General features: G+C 61.7%; 19 protein-coding genes and 2 tRNA genes. 11 read left to right on the forward strand and 10 right to left on the reverse strand.

All coding sequences use genetic code 11. The annotated features are described in order from the left end of the window. Positions 1-48: 48 nt before the first annotated feature. From HB393_RS03570 to HB393_RS03585, 4 genes are read left to right on the forward strand one after another with little or no spacing between them, the layout of a single operon-like run. Positions 49-1530 (forward strand): PLP-dependent aminotransferase family protein, encoded by a 1482-nt coding sequence (locus tag HB393_RS03570; RefSeq protein ID WP_213803787.1) that lies wholly within the window; start codon positions 49-51, stop codon positions 1528-1530. Between the two features lie 41 nt (positions 1531-1571). Further along, positions 1572-1940 carry a PadR family transcriptional regulator gene (locus HB393_RS03575; RefSeq protein ID WP_345945010.1) on the forward strand — a complete coding sequence of 123 codons (369 nt, stop codon included), beginning with the start codon at positions 1572-1574 and terminating at the stop codon, positions 1938-1940. Next, positions 1937-2587 (forward strand): hypothetical protein, encoded by a 651-nt coding sequence (locus HB393_RS03580; RefSeq protein WP_213803788.1) that lies wholly within the window; start codon positions 1937-1939, stop codon positions 2585-2587. Before HB393_RS03575 ends, HB393_RS03580 begins: the two co-directional genes overlap by 4 nt. A gap of 50 nt (positions 2588-2637) precedes the next feature. Beyond that, complete coding sequence (locus HB393_RS03585; protein ID WP_213803789.1) at positions 2638-4050, forward strand: hypothetical protein; 1413 nt, start codon at positions 2638-2640, stop codon at positions 4048-4050. 845 nt (positions 4051-4895) lie between these two features. Here the strand turns inward: HB393_RS03585 and HB393_RS03590 are convergent. The 5 genes from HB393_RS03590 to trpB form a co-directional block, all read right to left on the reverse strand. Beyond that, complete coding sequence (locus HB393_RS03590) at positions 4896-5795, reverse strand: prephenate dehydrogenase (RefSeq protein WP_213803790.1); 900 nt, start codon at positions 5793-5795, stop codon at positions 4896-4898. Positions 5796-5938: 143 nt separating this feature from the next. Next, entirely contained in the window at positions 5939-6958 is a 1020-nt protein-coding gene (gene aroF / locus HB393_RS03595) for a 3-deoxy-7-phosphoheptulonate synthase (RefSeq protein ID WP_213803791.1), read from the reverse strand. Between the two features lie 103 nt (positions 6959-7061). Beyond that, on the reverse strand, positions 7062-7325 hold the full coding sequence (locus HB393_RS03600; RefSeq protein ID WP_213803792.1) for a chorismate mutase: 264 nt from the start codon (positions 7323-7325) through the stop codon (positions 7062-7064). A gap of 130 nt (positions 7326-7455) precedes the next feature. After that, entirely contained in the window at positions 7456-8217 is a 762-nt protein-coding gene (gene trpA, locus HB393_RS03605) for a tryptophan synthase subunit alpha (protein WP_213803793.1), read from the reverse strand. Positions 8218-8257: 40 nt separating this feature from the next. Continuing rightward, positions 8258-9514, reverse strand: a complete 1257-nt coding sequence (gene trpB, locus HB393_RS03610) for a tryptophan synthase subunit beta (protein ID WP_213803794.1) — start codon at positions 9512-9514, stop codon at positions 8258-8260. 396 nt (positions 9515-9910) lie between these two features. Here trpB and HB393_RS03615 point away from each other — a divergent pair, with 396 nt between their 5' ends. Next, positions 9911-10249: a hypothetical protein gene (locus HB393_RS03615; protein ID WP_213803795.1), complete on the forward strand. Its 339-nt coding sequence runs from the start codon at positions 9911-9913 to the stop codon at positions 10247-10249. 127 nt (positions 10250-10376) lie between these two features. On the opposite strand, the gene HB393_RS03620 is transcribed toward HB393_RS03615, so the two are convergent. Beyond that, positions 10377-12857 carry a hypothetical protein gene (locus tag HB393_RS03620; protein ID WP_213803796.1) on the reverse strand — a complete coding sequence of 827 codons (2481 nt, stop codon included), beginning with the start codon at positions 12855-12857 and terminating at the stop codon, positions 10377-10379. Beyond that, positions 12854-13672 carry a DUF3142 domain-containing protein gene (locus tag HB393_RS03625; RefSeq protein WP_213803797.1) on the reverse strand — a complete coding sequence of 273 codons (819 nt, stop codon included), beginning with the start codon at positions 13670-13672 and terminating at the stop codon, positions 12854-12856. Before HB393_RS03625 ends, HB393_RS03620 begins: the two co-directional genes overlap by 4 nt. A gap of 131 nt (positions 13673-13803) precedes the next feature. On the opposite strand from HB393_RS03625, the gene HB393_RS03630 reads away from it, so the two are divergent. The 6 genes from HB393_RS03630 (at position 13804) to HB393_RS03655 (ending at position 21582) form a co-directional block, all read left to right on the forward strand. After that, positions 13804-15051, forward strand: a complete 1248-nt coding sequence (locus HB393_RS03630; protein WP_255550771.1) for a threonine ammonia-lyase — start codon at positions 13804-13806, stop codon at positions 15049-15051. 192 nt (positions 15052-15243) lie between these two features. After that, the gene (locus tag HB393_RS03635) at positions 15244-17700 is read left to right on the forward strand and encodes an N-acetylmuramoyl-L-alanine amidase (protein ID WP_213803798.1); all 2457 of its coding nucleotides are present in this window, start codon (positions 15244-15246) and stop codon (positions 17698-17700) included. A gap of 116 nt (positions 17701-17816) precedes the next feature. Continuing rightward, on the forward strand, positions 17817-19001 hold the full coding sequence (locus HB393_RS03640) for a DUF6599 family protein (RefSeq protein ID WP_213803799.1): 1185 nt from the start codon (positions 17817-17819) through the stop codon (positions 18999-19001). 588 nt (positions 19002-19589) lie between these two features. Beyond that, entirely contained in the window at positions 19590-21071 is a 1482-nt protein-coding gene (locus HB393_RS03645; protein ID WP_255550772.1) for a glycosyl hydrolase family 28 protein, read from the forward strand. A gap of 58 nt (positions 21072-21129) precedes the next feature. Beyond that, a tRNA-Thr gene (locus HB393_RS03650) sits at positions 21130-21205 on the forward strand. Positions 21206-21505: 300 nt separating this feature from the next. Continuing rightward, positions 21506-21582: transfer RNA gene (locus tag HB393_RS03655), tRNA-Asp, on the forward strand. Positions 21583-21719: 137 nt separating this feature from the next. On the opposite strand, the gene HB393_RS03660 is transcribed toward HB393_RS03655, so the two are convergent. The 3 genes from HB393_RS03660 to HB393_RS03670 form a co-directional block, all read right to left on the reverse strand. Next, on the reverse strand, positions 21720-21983 hold the full coding sequence (locus tag HB393_RS03660; protein WP_213803800.1) for a prevent-host-death protein: 264 nt from the start codon (positions 21981-21983) through the stop codon (positions 21720-21722). 67 nt (positions 21984-22050) lie between these two features. After that, a complete protein-coding gene (locus HB393_RS03665; protein ID WP_213803801.1) occupies positions 22051-22704 on the reverse strand; it encodes a phospholipase in 654 nt (217 codons plus the stop codon). Further along, positions 22701-23684, reverse strand: a complete 984-nt coding sequence (locus HB393_RS03670) for a ring-cleaving dioxygenase (RefSeq protein ID WP_213803802.1) — start codon at positions 23682-23684, stop codon at positions 22701-22703. The genes HB393_RS03665 and HB393_RS03670 overlap by 4 nt, the downstream gene beginning before the upstream one ends. Positions 23685-23772 lie beyond the last annotated feature (88 nt).

A 23772-nucleotide genomic window follows, 5' to 3' on the forward strand; every position in this document is an offset into this window, starting at 1 on the left:
ATAATGTGAGGGTGGATTGGTCCACTTTCGAGGAGCCTGGAACGAGCGATGACTAAGGAAGAGACATTTCAGGATCTCTCGTTGAACGCGCCTGCTGGCAAGCAGGATCTCTGGCGGTGGCTGTATACGGAGCTGCGCGGCGCCATTCTCGACGGGCGCTTGAAGCCGGGCGCGAGGATGCCTTCGACACGCAACCTTGGGAGGCAGTACTCGCTTTCGCGGGGAACGGTTGTCTCGGCCTTCGATCAGCTACAGGCGGAGGGATACACGCGGACAGAGGTGGGGGCGGGAACTTTTGTGGCCTCGGGGGTTCCGGATGGGCTGTTGTCGAAGGCGCGTAAGTCCGCGGCGCTTGCTCTGCCTATCTCGAAGGCTGCGCTCTCTGGACGCGCACAAAAGTTCCTGAAGGATGTGGAGGTGATGCCGGCGTTGCACTCGATCGGCAAGGCCTTCCGCGCGTATGAGCCGGCCATCGATCTCTTTCCGGTAGAGCTTTGGGCGCGGGTTGCTTCGCGGGTGTTACGCAGGGCTCCGCGGTCGCTCTATGGTCATGGCAATGCCGCTGGCTATCAGCCGCTCCGCAGGGCCATCGCGGAGTATGTTGGCGCTTCACGCGGAGTGCGTTGCTCTCCGGAGCAGATCATTATTACTTCAGGCGCACAGCAGGCGCTCGATCTTATTGGCCGTTTTCTGCTGGCTCCTGGCGATAAAGTTTGGATGGAGGACCCTGGTTATTCGCGTGCGCTTCAGGCGCTGCGCACTGCGGGTGCGCGGATTGTTCCGGTGCCTGTGGATGGGGAGGGGCTCAACGTGAAGGCGGGGCGGAGGCTTGCGCCTAAAGCGAAGCTTGTCTATGTCACGCCGGCAAATCAGTTTCCGATGGGGGTTACGATGTCGGCGGACCGGCGTTTGGAGCTGCTGCGCTGGGCTGCGAGCGCGAATGCGTGGATCATCGAGGATGAGTACGACGCGGAGTACCGCTACTTTGGCCGCCCTATTGCTGCTCTGCAGACGCTCGACAGCTCGGGTTGCGTTCTTTATGTCGGCACGTTTACGAAGATGCTCTTCAACGCGCTGCGTCTGGGGTTTATGGTCTTGCCTGAGCGGCTGGTTGAGGCGTTTGCGTCGGCTCGCAGCATTGTCGATCTTCATCCGCCTACGTTGGATCAAGCTATTCTTGCGGAGTTTATTACGGAGGGGCACTTCGGGCTGCATCTCCGGCGCATGCGGCAGATTTATGCGGAACGGATTGACGTGCTCAAGACTGCCGCGGATAGACAGCTCGATGGGCTGCTCGACGTTGTGCACGCGGGTGCGGGCATACGCACGCTTGGGTGGCTTAAGACATGGAAGTCGGATCAGGATGCGGCTCAGCAGGCGCAGCGGTACGGGCTCGAGGTCACTCCGCTTTCGATGTTCACGACGAAGTATGTACAGCCTCCGGCTCTGATGCTCGGCTTCGCAGGCTGCAACCCGGCGGAGCTGCGACGTGGGGTGTCGGTGCTGGCGACCGCTTTGCGCTCGCGCTAGGTGGGGATATTATGGGGGCGGTTTTTACGAAAGAAAGTATTGTGAGATTTTATTTCTTCGCCTATAGTGAAGATATGGGCGAGCATAGTTATCTCGGCGAGTTTGAGTTGATGGTTCTGCTTACGATCGTTCATCTGGGGGACGAGGCCTACGGGGTTCCGCTGTGCCGGGAGCTGTCGCTGAGACGGGGCTGGGAGGTTTCGGTGGGGAGCGTTTATGCTGCGTTGGATCGGCTGGAGACCAAGGGCCTGGTTGTCTCGCACCTGGGGGAGTCCACGCCGGAACGAGGCGGCCGTGCGAAGCGATACTTTCGGGTGACGCAGCAAGGGCTGCGCAGCGTTCACGAGACGCGCAAGGTACTCAGCGAGTTGTGGCAGTCACTTCCGTCTCTTGGGGAGGAGTTCGTATGAAGCCAATACCTTCGGTCGCTGTCGCAACCTGGATGCTGGAGCATCTGACCTTCGGATCGTGTGATGCGTCGCTCGCAGGAGATCTGTTGGAGGAGCTGCGGGCCGGGCGCTCGGCGGGGTGGTACTGGCGGCAGTCACTCTCTGCCATTGCGGTTACGCTTCTTAGTAAGTCGCGTGCTTATGTTTTGCCGTTGGTGTTTTCGATTGGGTGGAGCACCTTGTATCCCGCGTTGTGGCCTTCCATTTTGAGAAGCGAGGTGGCTCAAAATTTATGGGAGCGGATGGGGGAGCGGGACTGGCCCTTCTCGACCGGGTTGCAGTTTGTGAACGGAGTTACTCCCACGGTGTTGTTCGTCTGGATTGGCTTTTTCGTCTATTTGACGACGCGCAATCGAGTGCCGCAACGGCTCTCTCTTTTTCGGACTCTGGTGAGTCTGTCGGTTGGCTTGAATGTGCTCTTCGTTGCTACCATCGGCGTCCATCTAAGAGACCACGGCCTGGATGTGAATGATGCGTCGCAGGAGAACTTCAACACTCATTTTGTGGCACTCAGCGTTCCGTTGGCTTTGAGCTTGTTCTCGGCCCTCCTGTGCGCACTTCCTCCTATGCGGCGGCGACATAGCGACGCGAATTCTATCGCTGTCTAAGGCCGGGACGATTTCGTTCAACTATCGATGTGCAGTGCATGGTGCCTTCCATGTTCGAGACAGACTATCGACAGTCCGTTGGTGAAGACGCTTACGAGACGGATCGTGGCCGGCTCTGGTTGGCGTTGGCCACTGGGCTGAACCTTGCGGTCGCTGCCTGCTTCCTGATCTGCAAGTCGCCGGAGACTTATACTCTCTCGCTGGGGACGAGGCTTCGTTTCTCTGTCATCTATCTTTTGATTGCGTGTCTTATCGGCGCGGCAGGGACGTGGATGATGCTTCCGCGTGGCTCGCGCGGGCAGTTTCGCAGTCTGCTTCGTTGTGGAGTTTGTGGCTGGGTGTTCTTGCCGGCCATTGTCTTGTTTCTCCAGCAGAGATCCGTGTGGGCTAGTTTGGTGGCGGTGGTGTCGGCGATGTTGATGGCGGCAGCTATCTTTCGCTATATGGAGGCGATGTCGAAGGAGCCTGACGGACTCGTGCTTCAACAGAGTTCCCAGAAGAGTCTCTTCACTTCGGAGGTGAATCTTGCGCCGACCTCGTGGGTTCCTTTTGGGCTCTCGCTTTGTCTCTATGGGGCGTTTCTTTCGGCTGCTACTGGAAGGATGAAACTCTTTACGCTGCTGCTTGCGGTGGTTGCTCTCTTTCTGGTCTTACAGATCAGAGCGGCTTATGTGAGGGGAGGACGACGGCAGAGAGGAATCGATCCACGATTCCATCCTTACCTCTTGATCGTTGTGGCGTTCTGTTGCGTGTTCGTGGCGTTGTCTGCTCCGGCGAGTGCTTCGCGTGGCGGGCTTCATGGGTTGCGTCGAGCCCCGGCCAGTCCTGGAATAACGAAGGTACAGGCCTCGTCCGACCGTCCCGCCAGCGGATACCAGACCATCGTTCTATGGCCGATCGTGCAGAAGGAAGAGAAGGTCCTCCACACGCCTCCGCGGAGTAGCGACATGCCGTCTCCGGGGCTGGCGAAGCCGTTGGTCATCCGCTTCAACGGGCCGTACTGGTATATGAAGTTTAGTGGGGATGCTCCGGGGCCGAACTCGCGTACGACGCATGGCGATCCTCTGAAGGTCAATGTTCGCTCGACGGATCGAGGGCCTTTGTTTATGGAGGCGCATCAGAGGCTGGGCGAACCGATGGCCTTGAGCTGCTGTCGTGAGATGCAGGTGGTCTTCAAGAACGATCCCTCGCTTGGGGCTATCGCGGTGGGGCTCTCGCTTACGGATTCGCATGCCAAGGGGAGGCGGACTCAGAATCTTGGGATAAAGTCGATTGCGTTGAGTGGTGTCGATCCGCTGCCGGGTAGTACAGCGCCGGTTGAGGAGACGCTGGCTTTTCAAATTCCGAGGCGTGGGGTGATCAAGCAGTTCGATGAGATTACGGTGGTTCTTTTGCCGGATGCGAGGCGTGCGACTGCTGGGCGGAAGGTGGCGGTGGAGCGGTTTGTGATTCTTCCGAACTAGGTTGAGTGTGATCACGCGTCACTTCAGTGTGTGTCAGTCATCTCGAAGGTGTCGGACGAAGCCGATTAGAGAGGCGAATGGACTTACGAGCGCCACGAGCACAACCAGTGCAGTTGAGGTCAGCAGCAGGATATCAATTTTCGAATCCAAGATGTGTGTTGGTAGGGTGTCATGCCAAGTTGTCGCGATGATGTCCCAAGCTAACAGTGCCACCATCGCGATAGCGCTTGCCCGAAAGGATTTGATTCCGAGAAGAACAGCAGGAAACGTTAATAGGAATGTGACGGCACTCCATAGTGGAGCAAAGCCGGAGCCGACGAAGCCCCCGATGAATGCGACGAATGCCGTCAATAAAAGAGCGGGAATCCAAAGTAGGAGATATAGGGCGCTCGCTAAGAAGATTTGCGCCGATCGATTTGCGACTGCGTCCATGTCCAAGAGGATAGGGGGCCGCGACTCTTTCAACAAGAGTGAAGCGGTGAGTTTGGGGTTTGTGGTTAATTGAGCCTCTGGAGGTTGTCTCCACAGAGGGTTGCGTAGTTGTGAGAGCGGTGGGTCTCTCGCTTACGGATTCGCAGGGAGTTTTGAGGCTAGGAAAGAAGGCGGTGGGATAAGGTCTACATCCCACCCTTCGCGAGAGGCAAAGGCGCGAAGGATGGGGCACCCGGGCTTTGGGGCTTAGTGGAAAGGTGGTTATCCTTTCTGTTTTTCCTTTCCTAGCGGTTGGGGTTTGGAAAGGAGGGCGGTCGTGCTTCGCACGATACCCCACCCTATTGCGGTGAGACTGCAAAAGGGTGGGGCACCCGCTTTTGTGGCGGTCCGAGTGTTTTTGGGATGCGGGTTTTTTAGGTGGTGGGGGTGGTTTGAGTTTTTTTCAGGGGTGGTTCGGTGTGGCGCTCGCGGAATTGGTTGGCGCGGGAGAACTCGTCGCGCAGCTCCGGGGTGCGGAGGTTTTCGCGTAGGTGGGCGAGGCGTTGTTCGAGGGCGAGGAGGGTGTCGGCGATGGGCGCGGTGTTGGTCATGGCGACGTCGCGCCACATGCTGAAGGGGCTGGCTCCGAGGCGGGTGGTCTCGCGCAGGGCGCGGCCGCCGATCTCGGAGATCTCCGGGGCGTCGCCGAACTTGTCTTCGAGGAGGGCGGCGAGGGCGGTGGAGAGCATCTGCGGGAGGTGGCTTACCCAGGCGCAGAGCTCATCGTGGCGTTCGGGGTCGAGGTCCATGGTGCGGGCTCCGAACTTGCCGACCCAGTCGCGCCACTCCTGCTCGATGAGGGTGGTGTCTTCGTAGATGGGGGTGAAGAGCCACATGGCGCGGACGAAGAGGAAGGCCTCGGCGAGGGTTGCGCCGCCGGACTCCTTGCCGGCCATGGGGTGGCCTGGCAGGAAGCGTGCGCGGTTTGGGCCGGAGAAGAGCTCGCGGCCGAGGGTGGAGATCTCGAGCTTGGTGCTGCCGACGTCGGTGAGGAGCTGGTTGGGGCGAAGGGTGGGGGCGAGCTTGTGCATCCAGTCCTTGATGGCGAGGACGGGGACGGCGAGGATGATGACGTCGGCGTCGTGGACGCCGGAGCGCTCGCCGTAGGAGTTGAACTTCGGTTCGGCGATGGCGCTGCGGTTGAGGGCGGCGAGGTACTCCTGGCGGTCGGCGTCGATGCCGTTGATGTCGCCCTCGAAGCCGGCGGCGCGCAAGGCGAGGCCGATCGAGGATCCGATCAGCCCCGTTCCGATGATGGTGATGCGCTCGATCATTGTTATCCCGCAGCGAAGAGTCCGGGGCGGAGGCCCCTTGGATTGACGACCGTTCTCGTAGGGCTAAAACCCTACGCTTAATCCTAAGCGCTAATCCCAATTGCCACGGTTAATCAAACGGGGACCAGAGTGCTGGCTTCGGTCTACGCTACAGACCTGCCGACGACGGGCGCCAGGAGGCGGAGCTGCGCGACGAGGTCTTGCAGTTGCTGGGGGTAGAGGCTTTGGGCTCCGTCGCTCATGGCCTTGTCGGGGTTGGGGTGCATCTCCATGAGGAGGCCGTCTGCACCGGCGGCGACGCTGGCGAGCGCCATGGCAGGAACCATGTCGCGGATGCCGATGCCGTGCGAGGGGTCACCGAAGACGGGGAGGTGGGTGAGCTTCTTGAGGACGGGGATGGCGGAGATGTCCATGGTGTTGCGGGTGTAGGTCTCGAAGGTGCGGACGCCGCGCTCGCAGAGCATGAGGTCGTAGTTGCCGCCGGAGAGGATGTACTCGGCGGAGAGGAGGACCTCTTCGATGGTGGCGGAGATGCCGCGCTTCATGAGGACGGGCTTGCGGACATGGCCGAGCTCGCGGAGGAGGTTGAAGTTCTGCATATTGCGCGCGCCGACCTGGAAGCAGTCGATGTAGGGCAGCATGAGGTCGATCTGGGAGATCTCCATGACCTCGGTGATGATGAGCAGGCCGGTCTCATCGCCGACCTCGCGGAGGAGCTTGAGGCCCTCGAGGCCCATGCCCTGGAAGCTGTAGGGCGAGCTGCGCGGCTTGAAGGCTCCGCCACGGAGGAACTGGGCTCCGGTGGAGGCGACTTGCTTGGCGCTGGTGAGGATCTGTTCGCGGGACTCGACCGAGCAGGGGCCGGCCATGATGGTGAGCTCCTTACCACCGACGACGACGCCGTTGGGGAAGGTCACTTTGGTGCCTTCGGGGCGGAAGTTGCGGCCGGCGAGCTTGTAGGGCGAGGAGATGCGGTAGGCCTCGTGGACGCCGGCGAGCACCTTGAACTCCGTGACTTCGAAGTGGTCGGGTGTGCCGACGCCAGCGAGGATGGTCTGGGATGCGCCGGTGGTGCGGTGGACGTTGAAACCGAGCTCGACCATGCGCTCGATTACCTGTTGGATGTTTTCCTCGGTGGCCTTATCCTGCATTGCGACGATCATTGGATTTCTTTCACTCTCTTTATTCGTAACTGTATTCGATACAAGCTGAATCTTTTACTGTGCTGCAAAAAGTTTTGGCTCCGAGGGCAGATGGCACGAACGACTAAGGCTCGCGGCGTTGGAGGGTGCGCATGACGTCGATGATGCGCTCGTAGACGTGGAGCAGCTCGGCGTCAGCCAGTGGGCCGGGGTTGTTGCGGCAGACGTGGTCGAAGACCTGCTGCTCGCGCTTCGGTTCGTAGACGGGAAGGGCTGCGGAGTGCTTGAGCTCTCCGATGGCCTTTGCCGCCGCGGCGCGTTCGTTGATGAGGCGGACGATCTGCTCGTCGAGCTCGTCGATTTTCTGGCGCCAGTCGCCGATTTCCATGTATTAACCTCGTTCCGGTTTTCGTACGTAATGATTGCAGCAGCTCCTGGCTGCCGCGGGAACGTTCCTGCCTTAATGATACCCGCGTGACTGTACGGCGAGCCACGGTCTGGCATGGGCAGGATAGTGGTCATGCTCTGAGCCCCGCGATGAATTTGCCTACCGCTGCGGCGGCTTCTTCGGGTGGCGTCTTCTCAATGAGGGAGACGATGGCGCTGCCGATGACGGCTGCATCCGCGAACTCGCCTACGGCTTTGACGTGCTCGGCGTTGGAGATTCCGAAGCCGAGCGCGATAGGCAAGGTGGTGAACTGACGAAGGCGGGCGACGAGAGGTGGAGCGTCGCTGGCGACCTGCTGACGTGTTCCGGTGATGCCGAGCCGGGAGATCGCGTAGACGAAGCCGCGGGAGGCTTCGCCGATGGCCTTGAGGCGGGCATCGGGGCTGGTGGGCGCGGCGAGGAAGACTGGCGCGAGCTGGTGAGTGCGCATGGATTCGAGGTACTCGCCGGCCTCTTCGACGATCATGTCGGTGAGGAGGACGCCGTCGGCTCCGGCCTCGGCTGCGGCGGTGCAGAACTTCTCCATGCCCATGCGAACTACAGGGTTGAGGTAGGAGAAGAGGATGATGCCGGCGTTGGGGCGTGCGGCCCGGAGCTCGGTGGCGATGGCGAGGACGTCGGTGAGGCGGGTGCCGCGGGCTACGGCGCGTTCGCTGGCGCGTTGGATGACGGGCCCGTCGGCGAGAGGATCGCTGAAGGGAACGCCAAGCTCGATGACGTCCGTGCCGTTGTCGATCGCGGCGAGCGCGATGTCGCGGGTGATTGCCAGGTCGGGGTCGCCTGCGGTGAGATAGATGACTATCCCGGGCTTGCCATGAAACTCAAGTGCCACACGTCCTCCATTGCATTTTGTGCTGTCGTTGTCGTGGTTGCTAGATCGATACGATTGGGCTGGCTTCCGCGCCTTTGAGGTCGAGCTCGCGGGCGAGGATGCCGATGTCTTTGTCGCCGCGTCCGGAGAGGTTGACCATGAGCACGTCGGTCTTCGCCATGGTGGGGGCGAGGCGCATGGCTTCGGAGATTGCGTGAGCGCTCTCCAGTGCGGGGATGATGCCTTCGGTGCGGGAGAGCGCGACGGTGGCCTTGAGGGCGTCGGTATCCGAGCAGGAAGTGTAGGTGGCGCGGCCGGAGTCGTGGAGCATGGCGTGCTCCGGGCCTACGCTGGCGTAGTCGAGACCGGCGGAGACGGAGTGGGTGCTGCTGACTTGCCCGGCGTCGTTTTGCAGCACATAGGAGTAAGTCCCTTGGAGGACTCCGGGGAGGCCGCCGCCGATCTTCTGGAAGCGTGCGGCGTGTTCGCCGAGAGCGGTGCCGCGTCCGCCGCCTTCTACGCCGATGAGTTGGACGTTGGAGTCGGAGAGGAACTCATAGAAGGCTCCGATGGCGTTGGAGCCGCCGCCGACGCAGGCGACGATGGCGGCGGGGAGCTTGCCCTCCTGCTCGAGGATCTGAATGCGGGCCTCGCGGCTGATGACGCGCTGGAAGTCGCGCACCATGGTGGGGTAGGGATGCGAGCCGAGCGCGCTGCCGAGGACGTAGTAGGTGTTGCGGACGTTGGTGACCCAGTCGCGCATGGCCTCGTTGATGGCGTCCTTAAGGGTGGCTGAGCCACCGGAGACGCCGCGAACCTCCGCACCGAGCAGGCGCATGCGGTAGACGTTGAGCTCCTGGCGGCGCATGTCTTCCTCGCCCATGTAGATGACGCACTCCAGGCCGAGCAGAGCGCAGACGGTGGCGGTAGCGACGCCGTGCTGGCCGGCGCCGGTCTCGGCGATGATGCGCTGCTTGCCCATGCGCCGGGCGAGCAGACCCTGGCCAAGGGCGTTGTTGATCTTGTGCGCGCCGGTGTGGAGGAGGTCTTCGCGCTTGAGGTAGATCTTGGCTCCGCCAAGCTGCTCGGAGAGGCGTTTGGCGAAGTAGAGGGGGGTGGGGCGTCCGCAGTAGTGGTGGAGGAGGCCGTCGAGGGTGGTCTGGAACTCGGGGTCTGCCTGGGCCTCGGCGTAGGCGGCTTCCAGCTCTTCGAGGGCGGCCATGAGCGTCTCAGGGACGTAGCGGCCGCCGTAGGCTCCGAAGCGGCCAGGGACGCCCTGGACTGGATTGAGAGGCGGATTGACTGTTGCTGTGCTCATTGGAGTGTTCTCCTTGGGCTGGGCCGTACGTTTACGCAAACGAAAGCCGCGACTGTGGGTCGCGGCTCGTGTGGATGTCGAATCAACTGAATTCTTTCAGCAATCACTCAGATGAAGCTACTCCGCCGATGCCGCTACCGTGCGCCAGTAGCGGAACGTAAACCAGAATCGGCTGGAATTAGTGATCATCTTGAGTTCAACGATACATGGACTGGCGCGGGGTCCGCAAGGGCGGTCTGGCCAGTGACCGCATTCCAGGTGGAAGCGACTGATTTTGCAGGGCCAAGGCAACCATTCCGGCGGGCTACCGCGTAGTTTTTGCTTTTTTCTTGAGTTTTTCGTGGGATCGAAGCCGATTACGGCATCCAACCTGGAAAGAACAATAAGGAGAATGGCATGAAATTCAATCGAATCGCAGCTGTGGTCCTGTTTAGTTCTGTCGTGTCTTTGCCGATGGCTGGTTATGCGCAGCGCAGTGAGAGCGCTCAGGAGGCGCACGACCGCGCCGAGCGCGAGCAGACCGCCAAGGATCATCGAAATCATACGGGCGCAAAGGTCGTCGGAGGATCGGCGGTCGGAGGCGCAGTCGTCGGCGGTGTGCTGGGCGGCGGAAAAGGTGCTTTGATCGGCGGTGCGGCGGGCGCAGGCGGAGGCGCGATCGCCAACAAGGTCCGCAAGGATAAGGCTGTCAAGAAGCGCGAACAGCGGGACGATCGCCGGGATTATCCGCGCTAGTCTTTCGAGTCAGTCTTCACTCTCTTTATGAAATTGCTACAGAGCTAGAAACGTTATCGATGCTCTGTACTCCACAGGTTTCATTCGGCTCCTCAACCATGCGTACCGGGTTGGGGAGTTTTTTTGCCTACTCCCAGGAGGTGTAGCGCTTCGCCCAGGTGGAGTTGGGGTATTTGCTCTGCAGGGTGAGAAAGAGTTGATGGTTGAGCTCGCGGGTCTCGGAGGTACGGGAGCTGTTGCGCAGGGCGCGCGTGGCGAAGCCGAGGAGCTCGGCGTTGTCGGGGTCGTCGGGATGTGCCTTCACCCATGCGAGAGCCTGACGGGAGAAGTAGTCGGCTGCTCCGGGGATGTGCTGGAGGGCGAGTACTTCGCGGGCGGCTTCTGCGGAGTCAGCGGAGGTGAGAAATGAGGGCGAGGGGAGCTGGGAGGCCGAGACGATGGGCTCGAAGAAGAGGGCTGGTTTGAAGTTGGGGGACTCCGGGGTGACGAAGCGTATCTCTGGCTCGACTGCCATCAAGTTTTGAGGATTGGATGGAACGGGTGTGGACGATGCAGCGGGGATGGGTGGCGGGATGTACTGGGTATTTCCCGCCCACCAGTTATCCCGCAGGAGGCTGTAGGTGGCGAAGCCGGTGGAGCGTTGGTTGCCGGTGCGGACGAGGGGTTCGGTGGAGGGGAAGCGCATGAGCAGGAAGAGGCCCTGAAGGTGGCGCTGTTCTGGTGTGGTGGCGGCGTTGTAGCGGTCGAGCCAGGGTTTCATGGCGGGTTGGCAGCCAACGAGGACCGGTGTGAGGGCGGCGGCGGTGGCGGGGTCGTCGAGCAGGACGGCGCGGGTGAGAGTGGCATTGGCGAGCTGGAAGCGGAGGTTTGGCGGCAGAGCGTCAGAGACGGCGGCCTCGCGCAGGAGGCGAAGGGGCAGGCGCTGATTGAGGATTGCGGCGGCCTCTGAGTCAAAGAGGGGAGTATGAGCTGCGTCCAATTTGGGACCGCAGAGTTCGGGCGTGGGGATATCCGTGGGCGCGCCGATCGTGCCTTCGTAGTCGGACCCGCTGGGGAGGCGAGGCGCGGCTTTGAGGAAGTCGGTGAGGGTCGGGGCGGTCCGGCTGAGTAGTCCGGCGAAGAGGTTGATGGTGGAGCGGGACTCGGATCGTTCGACTGTAGGCAGGATGGCGAGGAGCTCTGTGCGCGTAGCAGGGGCAGCGGCTTTGAGCCGGAGACTGTTGTAGGTCGCGGAGGTGTAGGCGGGTGAGTTTGCGGGAAGAGCAGCGGCAGCAGTGATGAGTTCGGCGGCGAAGGGGTCGCTGGATTGCGCCAGTGTGAGAGCGGCGACGAGCCAGGCAGGCTTCTTCGTGGACTGCCACTGGGTGTAGGCGGTCTGGGCAGCGGTGTGTTGGATGGCCAGCCGGCTTTGAGTTTGAGCTGGGAGCTCGGGTGGCGTGGACTCGTAGAAGCTAGGTGGCGGTGGAGTGGTTGGGGTGCTGATGGTTCCGAGGAAGCTCAGCAGCCCGGCGGGATTGGACTTTACGGCCCCCTGTGGAAGGGTCCTGGTTGGCCTGGTGAGGATATAGGTCAGGTCGATGAGATTGTGGCGAAAGTCGAGGCCGTGGGGATCGGAGGAGAGGCGGGTGGCGAGTCTCTGCGCCTGTACGTCGGGCTCCGCGCGTGCGGCTACGAAGTCGCGGAGTCCGTTCGTTGCGGAGTGGGTCGATTGGAGGTTGGGGTCATGGAGGATGGCGTCAAGTTGCTGAAGTGCGGTTCCGAATCCTGCGTGGAGGCGCTGCTGTTCGGCTTTGATCTTGTTGAGGTCGTCGGGGTTATCGTTGGTGGGTTTGCCGCCGACGGTGGTCTGGCGGATCAGGGTGCGAGCGACCAGGTAGGGCGCGATGGTGTGCCATGGGGAGGCGTGATCCGCGGCGATGGCGCGGAAGCCGCTGAGCGCGGCGTCGTAGTTGGTGGCGTAGAAGTTGGCCGCCGCTATCTGGTAGGCGCGGTCTTGCTTCAACCATAGGTTTGCGGTTGCAGGGACGGGGTCCGGCATGGAGCCGGTGTTACTGCAGTTGGAGAAGACGGAGTCCTGACCTTGAATCCAGTCGAGGACTTCGGGAGAGGATTTGCCGTAGGCCTGTTGGCGGGCGTTGAGTGTGTTGGCGGCGTTGAGGAAGGCGTCGTCGAGGCAGTTAGTGAAGGATTCGTAGTTCTCGCCGGGAACTTTGCGGTCGGTCGTAAGGGGATTGAGTGTGCCAGGGATTGCAGCTTGATGAGCTTCGATCCATTGGTGCATGCCTGGAGATGGAGGCTGGGGCTCGGATGTGGGCTCGGCGCGATAGTCCTGCCAGTTGATGGCGTGTTCGGCGGCTTCGGCCTGGGACTGCTCTTGCGGCGTGAGGGGACGGCCGTTGAGATAGTCGTAGGCAATGACGAGGTGGCGGGCGCGGAAGGTGGGGAGGATCACGCCGAGTCGTCCAGCGGCATAGGCCTTGTAGGAAGCGTCGGGGCCGTAGAGGTGGACGAAGATGGCCTGGGGATCGCCCGGGCTGCAGCCGTTGCTGGGACGCACGATGAGGCAGAGGAGCAGGATGACGAGGGCGAGGTGTCGGAGGCGCTTCATGGGTGGAGCTCCTGGTGGAGAACGGCGTTGGGCGTGGTGTTGATGGCGGCGATCTGGTGCGCGGTCCAAGGCTGGGGCGCGAAGAGGTAGAGGCGCGAGGCAGCGGTGAGGGTAGGCCAGGACTCGTCGGTGGAGACGCCGGTGCTGGTGCGGCAGAGGGGTTGGCGGAGCCGGTAGTCGGTCTTGTCGGCGGTGGGTTTTGATGTGCCGCCGAGGCGGAAGTACATAGGAACGGCCTCGTCGATGGGCAGGCTGGCGAGCCAGTTGCCGGCAGCGTCGCCGGTGCTGCACCAGCTTACGAGCGCGGTGATCGAGAGAGGCATCGCGGCAGGCATCCGGGGACGAAGCTGATGAAGAATCGCGCTATAGAAGTCACGTTGCGAGCGGGTGGCGTCGAAGTCCACCTGCAGGGCGCGGAGGTTAGGCTGACGGGCAACGGTGGCGAGGGCTTCGGCGGTTGCGGTGCGAAGTGCAGGAGTGTCGCGGAAGGTTGTGGTCGGCTGGATGCGGACCACGGCCATCACACTTGCGCCGGGAGCGACGCGGAGGGGCTGGAAGCGAGGGCGGCGGGTGAGGTGGTCGCTGAGGGTGAGGGTCTCGGCGAGGTAGGCGACGCCGGTGCGGGTGGGATCGAGGGTGGTGAGGTCTTCGGGCTCCTCCCAGGCCCACAGGACGGTGGCGGGCATCGTGGCGGGGAAGTTGCGGGCGAGTTGGGGTGGGGCGAGGTCGTGCGTGGCGTGCGCGTGGATGCGCAGGGCCAGGAGCAGGACTGCGGTCGCGAGTATGAGGACGGTAGCTGGTACCTTCCACTTCATAAGGTGTTCCGGAGACCTGTTGATGTGTCGATGGGCAGCGGATGCTGTCTGTTGCTGCAAGTGTAGGGCATCGGTCAAGAGCCGCGAGGGTGTGGAAATTGGAGGGTTCAGCTACCATCAACAGAAGCCCAATGCAGACACCCACAATGGAACAAGTGCAGTTACCGATCAACCTGGATGACGTCGTCGCCGCGCGGGAGCGGCTGCGAGGGTCGATCTACTACTCGCCTTGTCCGCACTCGCAGGTCCTGTCCGGACTGACGGGGCAGCAGATCTACCTGAAGCTCGAGAACCTGCAGATGACGGGGAGCTTCAAGGAGCGCGGAGCGCTGAACCGCATCGCGCTGCTGACTTCGGAGCAGGCAGCTCGGGGTGTGGTGGCCGCGAGCGCGGGCAATCATGCGCAGGGTGTGGCGTACCACGCGACCAAGCGAGGGATTAAGGCGCTGATCGTGATGCCGCTGGCGACTCCGCTGGTGAAGGTGACGGCGACGCGGGGCTTCGGCGCGGAGGTAGTGCTGCATGGCGCCAACTACGACGAGGCTTACGTCGAGGCGATGCGGCTGTGCGATGCGGCGGGGATGACGTTCATCCATCCGTTCGACGACGCGGTGGTAATGGCAGGGCAAGGGACGATCGGGCTGGAGGTGCTGGAGCAGGTTCCGGAGCTGGAGGCGATCGTCGTGCCGATCGGCGGCGGCGGTCTGATCGGCGGCATAGCGTGCGCGATCAAGGAGTCCAAGCCGCAGGTGAAGGTGATCGGGGTGCAGACCTCGCGGCTGGCCTCGATGCTGGCGGCGAGAGCCGAGGGTCATCCGGTGACGGTCGATCCTTCGACGACGATCGCGGATGGCATCGCGGTACGGCGCGCTGGATCGGTGACGTTCCCGATGGTGGAGCGCTACGTCGACGAACTGGTGACGGTCGACGAGGATGAGATCGCCTCCGCCATTCTGGTGCTGCTGGAGCGGGAGAAGACGCTGGCCGAAGGCGCGGGAGCCGCGGCTCTGGCGGCGGTGTTGCAGGGCAAGAGCTCGGTGCTGACACCGGGATCGCATACCGCTGTGATGGTGTGTGGCGGCAATATCGATGTGACGCTGCTGTCGCGGATCATCGAGCGCGGTCTGGTGCAGGATGGCAGAATGATTCGCCTGCGGATTCACCTGCTGGACAAGCCGGGTGCGCTGGCGGATCTGACGCGGCTGCTGGCGAGCTATCGGGCCAACATCGTCGATACGCTGTATAACCGCGCCTACTATGGCGTGAATCTTGGCAATACGACGATCGATATCACTCTGGAGACGCGTGGCCGGGATCAGGTTGTGGAGTTGCTGGCGGCGCTGACGGCGGAAGGCTACGAGCATAGCCGCGTGCTGTAGGTGCTTGGATTTAAGTGATTCCCGTTTTGAATATTCGAGTGCTCAACGCTCGATTGAGTTCGCTTGATCGCCGCATCGACATGCTTCTTTGATTGAAAATTTGGTTTCACAAACTTGGTGGGGGGTATCGGGGGGAGTACCGGCTGGCTTTTCATCGGCGGTGGAGTGTGGGGGCTCTTAAACTGAGGCTGTATGGCTCTGTGCAAGAAAGTGCGAATTGGGTGGTGGCGGGGTGTGGGTTGCGCCGCGGTAGTCGGGTGCTGCGTGGTGGCGTGGAGCTCTGCGCAGGCCGCGTCGAAGGTGGGTACAAGTTCGAGGACGACGAAGAGTTTGAACCGGCGGGTCGCGTCAACTCCGTGGGAGCTGGCGGAGCGCGGACGGGATACGCTGGAGGCGATTCCTGAGGGGAACCGGATCAAGGCGAACTACACGACTGCGTTGAATGGATTTCGTGCGGTGTATCACGATCATCCGCAGGATGTGCACGCTCCCAACGCGGTCTTTGCCGTGGCGGAGCTGCTGGCCGAACAAGGCCGCGACCTGCGCGATACGAAGAGCCTGAAGGCTGCGGTCGGACAGTATGAGTTTTTGCGGATGCAGTATCCGGGGAGTTCGCTGCGGGTGGCGGCGTTGCTGGCGCAGGGGCAGATCTATGCGAACGATCTCAGCGACGAGGCTTCGGCGCGGGAGCGCTATTCGTTGCTGCTGAAGCAGTTTCCGAAGAGCGAACATGCGGAGGAGGCGCGGGCTGGACTGGAGGCCTTGAGCGCGGGATCGAGGGCGCAGAGCGCAGGGCTGAGGGCTCAGGTTCCAGCGTCCAGGGAGCAGGCGGTGGCGCGTGGCGACGCTTCTGGGGTGAGGCCGCTGGTGAGTTTGCCTGCGACTGCTGCGACGCGTGGGTCTAATGGACCTAATGGGACGAACGGGATTGGGACGGCTGCTTCCGCTGCTGCGCCTTCGGATACTGCAGACAGGAGTGGCACAGCGCGGCCGGTGGATGAGGATCTCGACCGGCAGAGTGCTCCGGCGCAATCTGCGGTTCCGGTGGCTGGTCCGGCCGTCGCAAAGACTGTCGTAAAGCGGTCGGGCAAGCTGGCGTTGGTCTCGGGGATTCGGCACTGGTCGACGCCGACGTATACGCGTGTGGCGATCGATCTTGGCGACGATGTGACCTTCGAGGCGGCTCGTGTGCCTAATCCGGACCGTATCTACTTCGATCTCCATGGGACGCAGTTGGCGCGGGAGCTAGTGGGGAAGAGCTTCGGAGTGACGGACGACGGGTTCCTGAAGAAGATTCGTGCGGCACAGTTCTCGAACGACATGACGCGGGTGGTGCTGGACGTCAACGATGTGACGGAGTACTCGGCGTTTTTGCTGCCGAATCCTTACCGGTTGATCATCGACATTCACGGCGGAGCGAAGACGACGCAGGCAGCCGCTGCGCCCGACTCCATCGCAGCCACGGCTCCGAGTGGCGAGAGCGTATTGCAGGCCCCGGTTCCGACGCAGGTTCCAGCGCCCCGCACGGCTCCGGTGGTAAAGCCCACGCAGGCCCGGCCTGTGCCGAATACGATCTTTACGCGAAGCTCCAGCGCGACGGAGATCGCTGCGTTGAGCGCGCAGCCGGGCAAGGTTGAGGCTACGAGCGTGCCCACCTCGCAGCCGATCGCGGCGGTGGTGGAGAAGCCGGGCTCAGGGTCCCGGGCGCAGGGTCCGGATGGGCAGATCGTCGGGGATGGAACCGCCTCCGCCGGAAATCAAGGTGTGAGCGGGTTGGTGGGCACGGGAGACACGGCGAGCAGTGTGGCTGTGCCGAGTGCTTCGAGCCTGACGAAGAAGGTCCGCAAGGGCAAGGCAGCGCGAGCGGACGACTCCGTTCCGGCGCGGGCGGCGGTGCCGACAGCGGATGGACAGACTTCGCTGGTGCGGGCGCTGGGGTTGAAGATCGGGCGGATCGTCATCGATCCGGGCCATGGCGGGCACGACTCCGGGACGCTGGGCGTCGACGGGATCGAAGAGAAGGATGTGGTGCTGGATGTAGCGTTGCGGCTGGGCAAGGCGCTGCACGACCGGCTCGGCGCGGAGATCATCTACACGCGGTCGGACGATACGTTTATCCCGCTGGAGACGCGGACGGCCATTGCGAACAAGGCGCAGGCGGATCTCTTTCTGAGCATCCACGCCAACTCTTCCAGCGACCCGAGCGCGCGGGGCGTGGAGACCTACTACCTCAACTTCACCTCATCGCCCGATGCATTGGAGACTGCGGCGAGAGAGAACGCGGTGTCGGATCAGTCGATCCATCAGTTGAGCGATCTGGTGAAGAAGATCGCGCTGAAGGACAAGATCTCGGAGTCGCGGGAGTTCGCGGGCGACGTCGAAGAGAGCCTGTACGGCGGGTTGCAGCGCGGCAATGCGGGTCTGAAGGATCGTGGCGTGAAGAAGGCTCCGTTCGTGGTGCTGATTGGAGCGAACATGCCTTCCATCCTGGCGGAGATCTCCTTTGTTACGAATCCGAAGGACGCAAGCCAGTTGCAGCAGCCGGACTATCGGCAGCGCGTCGCGGAGAGCCTCTATAAAGGTGTGGCGAAGTATGCCGGTGGGCTGAGCGGTGTGAGGTCGCCCACGGAGCGGGCCAGCGCGAAGTAGATCTACTGCTCCTCGTAGAGACGCGACCGTGGATCTTCACGGGATTTCGCCGAGGTATGGCCTCGCTTACGGATTCGCGGTGGTGTAGTCTGACCATTGATATGGGCAGGTTTCACATGGCCGGATTTAACTTCGAGTTTCGTGGGTTTCATTGGATGGGCCGGGTGGCCGTTGCGCTGATGTTGATGGGGGCCGCGGCGGGTGGTTTCGCGCAAGAGGTAAAGACCACGGTGGTGGTTCCTCCGGCTCCGCTGCTGCCGGTAAAGTTCGGGCCGTGGGAGCAATCCGGAGCTCCGACGACCGGCAACGATGGCGCTCAGGTAGATGCAGCGAACGCCGCTGCCTTGAAGGAGTTTGGGATCGAGCGGTTCTCCGTGGCGAAGTATGCTCCAGCACATGGAGCCGGGACCGTTGAGGTAAAGGCGTTGCAGTTTGGCGATGCGACTGGCGCTGCCGCTGCCTTTTCGTTCTACCGGAGACCGGAGCTGCACGGGCTTTCGGCAGGACAGAAGCTGGGAGCGAACGCAGCCGTCACAGGCAATGAGGCGTTGTTCTGGTCGGGATCCACGGTGGTGATGACGAGGTCCGAGCAGGGGCGTGCTGCGCTGGTGAACGAGCTTAAAGAGCTGGAGATCGCGCTGCCGAAGATTGGCGGACCGAAGGGCTCCGCACCGTTGCTTCCGACGTTGGTTCCGGCCAAAGGGCTGGAGGCCGGAAGCGTGCGGTATGCGCTGGGTCCAGAGAGCTACAAGGCCGAGGGCGGGATTCTGCCGCCGGATCTGCTGGCCTGGGATAAGAGCGCCGAGGTGGTGACGGCCAAGTACGCTGGTGGCGGAGTGCTGACGTTGCTGCTGTATCCGACGCCGCAGATCGCGGGCGACCGTGGCCGGGCGATCGAGGCGAATATCAACGCCAACCGTAGTGCGTTCGGGACCGTGAAGCTGCGGCGGGAGGGACCGATGGTGCTGCTGGCAACCGGAGGCTTCTCGGCGATGCAGGAGAAGGAACTGGTCGAGCAGATTCATCTCCCGGTGCAGGTGACCTGGGACAAGAAGATGCCGCTGGAGTTCCATGCGGAAGTCGGCAAGACCTATAGCCTGTTGACGAGCATTGCCACCTTCTGCGCCGTCGGAGCGCTCGCGGCGGTCATCCTGGGACTGTTCCTGGGCGGTGGCCGGGCGGCGATTCGGGTGTTGCAGGGCAAGCCGGCGGCGAGCGAACCAGAATTTTTACGGATCGATCTGCGGGGTACCGCCTCGCCGATTCACACCGAGAGCCCGGGAACCGGGCAGCAAACCTGACGTTTTGGCTGCTGATTTCTGCACCTGTGGTGGTGCAGGCTCCGAGGTAAGCCTCTCATTTGAGGAAGCTTTGAAAACTGCTCGCCGCGGTTCAGGCGAAGCTTAGGCGAAGACTGCGCGGGTGTTATCTGGTTTGCTACTCCCGTAACTAACTCCTAAATAATGAGTTATGGAGGGCAAGTTTAGTCCTTGACACCTGTTTGGGCCAAACTTAGTATTTCGCCAGAAAGTTCTGATGGCTTTGCCTCCGTTGGAACTATTCTCCCTAAAGAAGAGGCCACCTTGTTGCCGGGTGGCCTCTTCGTCTTTTCGGACGCATTTTTAGAGAGGATCGGGACCGAAGGGTCAATGCCACTTTGGTGGAGGTCATCGCGGTGTCGAGCTGTCCTCTGAACGGGCTTCCCAAGCCGCAGGAGACCGCTCCTGCCTTTAGCGACGCGTGTCTGTCTCCGTGGGTCCTCGGCCTGCGTATTGGCCTCTCAGCGAGGCTCGAACCAGATTCGACATCCGCAAGGGGCGCCTTGCCGGGAGTGACCGTCCTCCGCTCCTTGTGCTAGTTTGGCTGGGCAGGTTGAGGAGGTCGGACCAATGGCATTCAGTCGAAGGCGGATGTGTGGTTGGGGCGGGGCAGCCCTCTTGTCTCTGGCAGGGCTGATGGCGCAGAGCCAGGACACACGCCAGGTGACGGAGCCGAAGATTCCCGCAGCGTGCGTACAACTGGCTTCCAAGCTGACGGCAGTAGGGAACAAGCTGGCAGAGGCCGACGAGCATAAGCTCGATACGGCAAGGATTCAGGAGGAGCTCGATAAGTGCAAGCCAGGCATGGCGGTGGAGTTGAAGGCCGATGCGGGACACAATGCCTTCCTGACCGGGCCGCTGGGGCTGCGCAGCGGAGTGACGCTGCTGATCGACCGCGGCGTAACGCTCTTCGGCTCGCGGGACGCCGCCGTGTACGACATGGTGGCCAGGCCGGACGAGGAGCCGATGACTCCCGGCCTGTGCGGCACGATCGCAAAGACTGAGCCGGCGGTCTTTCCCGCTCCTCCGCGGGCAGCTACGGCGCGAGGCGGATGTAGGCCACTGCTCTCGGCGGTGAACGTGAAGGACGCGGCGGTGATGGGCGATGGTGTGATCGACGGGCGCGGCTACGCGACGATCCTGGGCAAGGACTACAGTTGGTGGCAGATGGCCCGGAAGGCCGAGCCTAAGAACGAGAAGTACTACAGCACACGGCTGTTGGTGGCGAACAAGGCGGACGGTCTGATCCTGTATCGGATCACGCTGCACAACTCGCCCAACTTCCACGTAAGCGTCAACGGCACAAACGGATTTACCGCATGGGGCGTTCATCTGGTGACGCCGACGGATAAGAGCATCGATGCTCGGAATACCGATGGCATCGACCCAGGCAGCTCCACGAATATCACCGTGGCCCATAGCTGGATCGACAACGGCGACGACAATATCGCGATCAAGACCGGCGTCTCGCACATGAGTGTGCTGGACAACCACTTCTACAGCGGGCACGGCATGTCGATCGGAAGCGAGACCTACACGGGCCAGAGCTTCCTGCTGGTGGACGGCCTCACGGAGGACCACACCACCAGCGGCATCCGCATCAAGAGCAGCGTGACGCGGGGCGGGCCGGTCCACGACCTGGTGTACCGCAACATCTGCATGCGCGGAGTGGCGAATCCTATCGCCATCTCGCCCTACTACACCAACCAGACGACCGAGGGCTTCGAGGATCCGAAGTACACGGGCGACCGCATTCCGGACTACAAGCGCATCACGATTGAGAACGTCATCAGCATGACGCCGGGCGATGTCCTGATCGCGGGGCTGGATGAGGAGCATCGCACCGAGGTGACGCTGCAGAACGTCATCGTCAAAGGGATAAAGCCAACCCAGGTCCACGCGGCCTTCGCGGGCATCACTACCATCTCGCCCGGGACGAACCTCGACTTTGGGCACGGCAATAACGTCATCGTCGCGGAGAAGAGTCAGGCCACTGCCGCCTCAAAGAGGACCCCGGGAGCATGCGAGAGGGCCTTTGTGCCGATGCGGTAGAGATTCTGAAGGAAGATTTTGCTAGATGGCTCCTCAGACACTAGAATGGGTGAGGCAGGCCGATGTAGCTCAGTTGGTAGAGCAACTGATTCGTAATCAGTAGGTCAGCGGTTCAACTCCGCTCATCGGCTCCATTTTATCTCCCCGTCTTCCTCCCCAAACATCCCATCCTCTGAAACCGCGTCTCTCTCGATGGCGATCTGTTACGCGAGGTCTCAGTTGAACTCGCCGGAACGGAAATCTAATCCGCGGAAGCGAGAGGGAACACCGAAACGACTCCCCATCTGATAGACTTTATCTTGTCGTTGGGCTGATAGATTTGGTGTCCAGGAAAGCCCGTTTGAGTCCAAATCAACGACAAGATAGATCTGAGCTGGAGACAACTCCGCTCATTCTATGGGACATCATCATCCGAATTGTTGAAGAAACAATCTGGGGACGTAGCTCAGTTGGTTAGAGCGCTGCCCTGTCACGGCAGAGGTCGCGGGTTCGAGCCCCGTCGTCCCCGCCATACATTCTAAGAACTTAGAAGTTATGGCAACCCAAAGTGACAATCCATCTAACATTACGAAAAAATAAATGGATTACGGGTTTTTACCTGTATGTGCCCATTGTTAGCGTGCCGTAAAAGCAGGTGCCTCTGTTCGGTCATCGCTTCTGTTTCGCTCGCCAACGCTTAAAGTCTGCCACCGTCTTTTCTTCGGAAACACCTTCGGCATCAAGGATCGCTTGCCAGCGCGCAGAGGCTTCCTTCAAAGCCGCCCGCTCTGTTTCGCTCCGCTTGCGGCTAGCAGCAATGAAGTAGCTGATGGTATCGCCGTGGTGGGTAATCGCTGCGGGGGCGCCCGATTCGAGCAAGTAGGTCGCCAATTTTTCGCGAAACTTTCTCGTGCCGATCTTCAGGGGCTTCATAGCAGGTCCTTGCGTGTACGCAAGTTTACCTCTCTTGCCCGAGTTGCATGAACAGGACAGCGGCGGATTACTTCACCGATCCCAGCAACGCGCCTTCGATCAGATTCTTGGCCATCACCAACTCCTCGTGGCTGACCGTATGGCCGCGGCCCTCGTAGCGTCGCGTCGTCACCGAGGCTCTCATCTCGCCGAGTATCCTCGCCGACTCCTCTACCCGCTGCCACGGCACATGCGGATCGGGATCGCCCGAGCCGAGGAAAGCCGGCATCCCCGCCAGATCACCGCTATGCTTCAGGTCGGAGCCGGGCGGACCGATCAAGCCACCCGTAAGGGCGATCAGCCCACCATACCGCAGCGGATAGCTGGCGACGAACTCCGTCGCCAGGCATGCTCCCTGCGAAAAGCCTCCCACCACAATCCGCTCGGACGGAATCCCCGCGTCCTGCGCCATCTGCACTGTGGTCTTCACCTTCTGCAGAGCAGACGAGAGCCAAGGCTCATTCTGCTCCAAAGGAGCAAGGAACGAGTACGGATACCACGCGTTGCCCGCCGCCTGCGGAGCGAGATAGGCAAACTGCGGAAGACCCATCGCCTCTGCGAGCGAGAGAATATCCTCCGCCGATGCGCCGCGTCCATGCAGAAGAACGACAGCGCCCGCCGCGCCCTCCAGAGATCTGCCCCAGTGGCGTACAGGTCCATCGCGATGCGGATCGCTGCTCATACGGTCTTCCCCGCTGCAGTCTGCAACTCAATCGGTGGCATGCTCTTGTGAAGCGTGATGGGGAGGATTCGCTTCTCGATCGCCTCGCGCCGTGGCTCCAGCCACTCAGGGATTCGCAGCTCCTCTCCCAGTGACTCAACCGGCTCATCGAGCGTGAAGCCCGGCGGATCCGTCGCCAGCTCAAACAGCACTCCACCCGGCTCGCGGAAGTAGATCGATTGAAAGTAAGTGCGGTCGAGAACCGGCGTCACATCCAGATGCTTGGCGATCTCTTCACGCCACTCCAACTGCGCGGCATCGTCGCTGGCTCGAAACGCGATGTGGTGCACGGTGCCCGCTCCGGAGCGTCCATAGGCGCCATTGGCATCGATCAGCAGATCGATATGATTGCCCAGCGCGCTCCCCTCTGAGGCAAAGCGCAGCCGGTTGCCCTCCTCTGCGATCTGCTTGAATCCCATCACATTCAGAATCGCAGCCGTAGCGTCGGCGCTCTTCTCGTACAAGGTCACACCGAAGAAGCCGCGAATCGCATGATCCGGCGGCACCGCCGCAAAGCGCGGAGCATTCGCCGCTCCAGCGTCCGCGTGTCCTACGATCTCGATCTTCATCCCATCCGGATCGGCGAAGGTCAACACCTCTTCCTCGAATCGCTTCCCTGTCCGCTCCACCGGCACACTTAGCTCGCTTAGCCGCTGCTCCCAATAGGCCAGCGACGACAGCGGCACACTGAAGGCGGTCTTCGTCACCTCGCCCACTCCGGTCTGACCGCGTGAAGCGCGAGGCCACGGAAAGAACGTAAGAATCGTTCCCGGTGCGCCGCCGTCATCGCCAAAGTAGAAGTGATAGGTGCCGGGGTCGTCGAAGTTCACAGTACGTTTCACGAAACGAAGTCCAAGCACCTCGGTATAGAAATCAAGGTTCCGTTGCGGATCGGATGCGATGGCAGTGACGTGGTGAAGTCCGACGATGGGACTCGGCATAGTGGCGTCCTTTCAAGACTCAAGGTTCAGGCGTCCCGGCGAAAACTTACCGGTACGGTTTAAAGATTATCCTCTGGCCCCCAGTGGC

This window comes from Granulicella sp. dw_53, assembly GCF_018449545.1.
Taxonomy (GTDB): domain Bacteria; phylum Acidobacteriota; class Terriglobia; order Terriglobales; family Acidobacteriaceae; genus Edaphobacter.

Excerpts from the sequence above, each read along its gene's own strand:
- HB393_RS03570 (WP_213803787.1), top strand. The coding sequence starts at position 49 with ATGACTAAGGAAGAGACATTTCAGGATCTCTCGTTGAACGCGCCTGCT.
- HB393_RS03580 (WP_213803788.1), top strand. The coding sequence starts at position 1,937 with ATGAAGCCAATACCTTCGGTCGCTGTCGCAACCTGGATGCTGGAGCAT.
- HB393_RS03585 (WP_213803789.1), top strand. The coding sequence starts at position 2,638 with ATGTTCGAGACAGACTATCGACAGTCCGTTGGTGAAGACGCTTACGAG.
- HB393_RS03590 (WP_213803790.1), bottom strand. The coding sequence starts at position 5,795 with ATGATCGAGCGCATCACCATCATCGGAACGGGGCTGATCGGATCCTCG.
- aroF (WP_213803791.1), bottom strand. The coding sequence starts at position 6,958 with ATGATCGTCGCAATGCAGGATAAGGCCACCGAGGAAAACATCCAACAG.
- HB393_RS03600 (WP_213803792.1), bottom strand. The coding sequence starts at position 7,325 with ATGGAAATCGGCGACTGGCGCCAGAAAATCGACGAGCTCGACGAGCAG.
- trpB (WP_213803794.1), bottom strand. The coding sequence starts at position 9,514 with ATGAGCACAGCAACAGTCAATCCGCCTCTCAATCCAGTCCAGGGCGTC.
- HB393_RS03615 (WP_213803795.1), top strand. The coding sequence starts at position 9,911 with ATGAAATTCAATCGAATCGCAGCTGTGGTCCTGTTTAGTTCTGTCGTG.
- HB393_RS03620 (WP_213803796.1), bottom strand. The coding sequence starts at position 12,857 with ATGAAGCGCCTCCGACACCTCGCCCTCGTCATCCTGCTCCTCTGCCTC.
- HB393_RS03625 (WP_213803797.1), bottom strand. The coding sequence starts at position 13,672 with ATGAAGTGGAAGGTACCAGCTACCGTCCTCATACTCGCGACCGCAGTC.
- HB393_RS03630 (WP_255550771.1), top strand. The coding sequence starts at position 13,804 with ATGCAGACACCCACAATGGAACAAGTGCAGTTACCGATCAACCTGGAT.
- HB393_RS03635 (WP_213803798.1), top strand. The coding sequence starts at position 15,244 with ATGGCTCTGTGCAAGAAAGTGCGAATTGGGTGGTGGCGGGGTGTGGGT.
- HB393_RS03640 (WP_213803799.1), top strand. The coding sequence starts at position 17,817 with ATGGCCGGATTTAACTTCGAGTTTCGTGGGTTTCATTGGATGGGCCGG.
- HB393_RS03645 (WP_255550772.1), top strand. The coding sequence starts at position 19,590 with ATGGCATTCAGTCGAAGGCGGATGTGTGGTTGGGGCGGGGCAGCCCTC.
- HB393_RS03660 (WP_213803800.1), bottom strand. The coding sequence starts at position 21,983 with ATGAAGCCCCTGAAGATCGGCACGAGAAAGTTTCGCGAAAAATTGGCG.
- HB393_RS03665 (WP_213803801.1), bottom strand. The coding sequence starts at position 22,704 with ATGAGCAGCGATCCGCATCGCGATGGACCTGTACGCCACTGGGGCAGA.
- HB393_RS03670 (WP_213803802.1), bottom strand. The coding sequence starts at position 23,684 with ATGCCGAGTCCCATCGTCGGACTTCACCACGTCACTGCCATCGCATCC.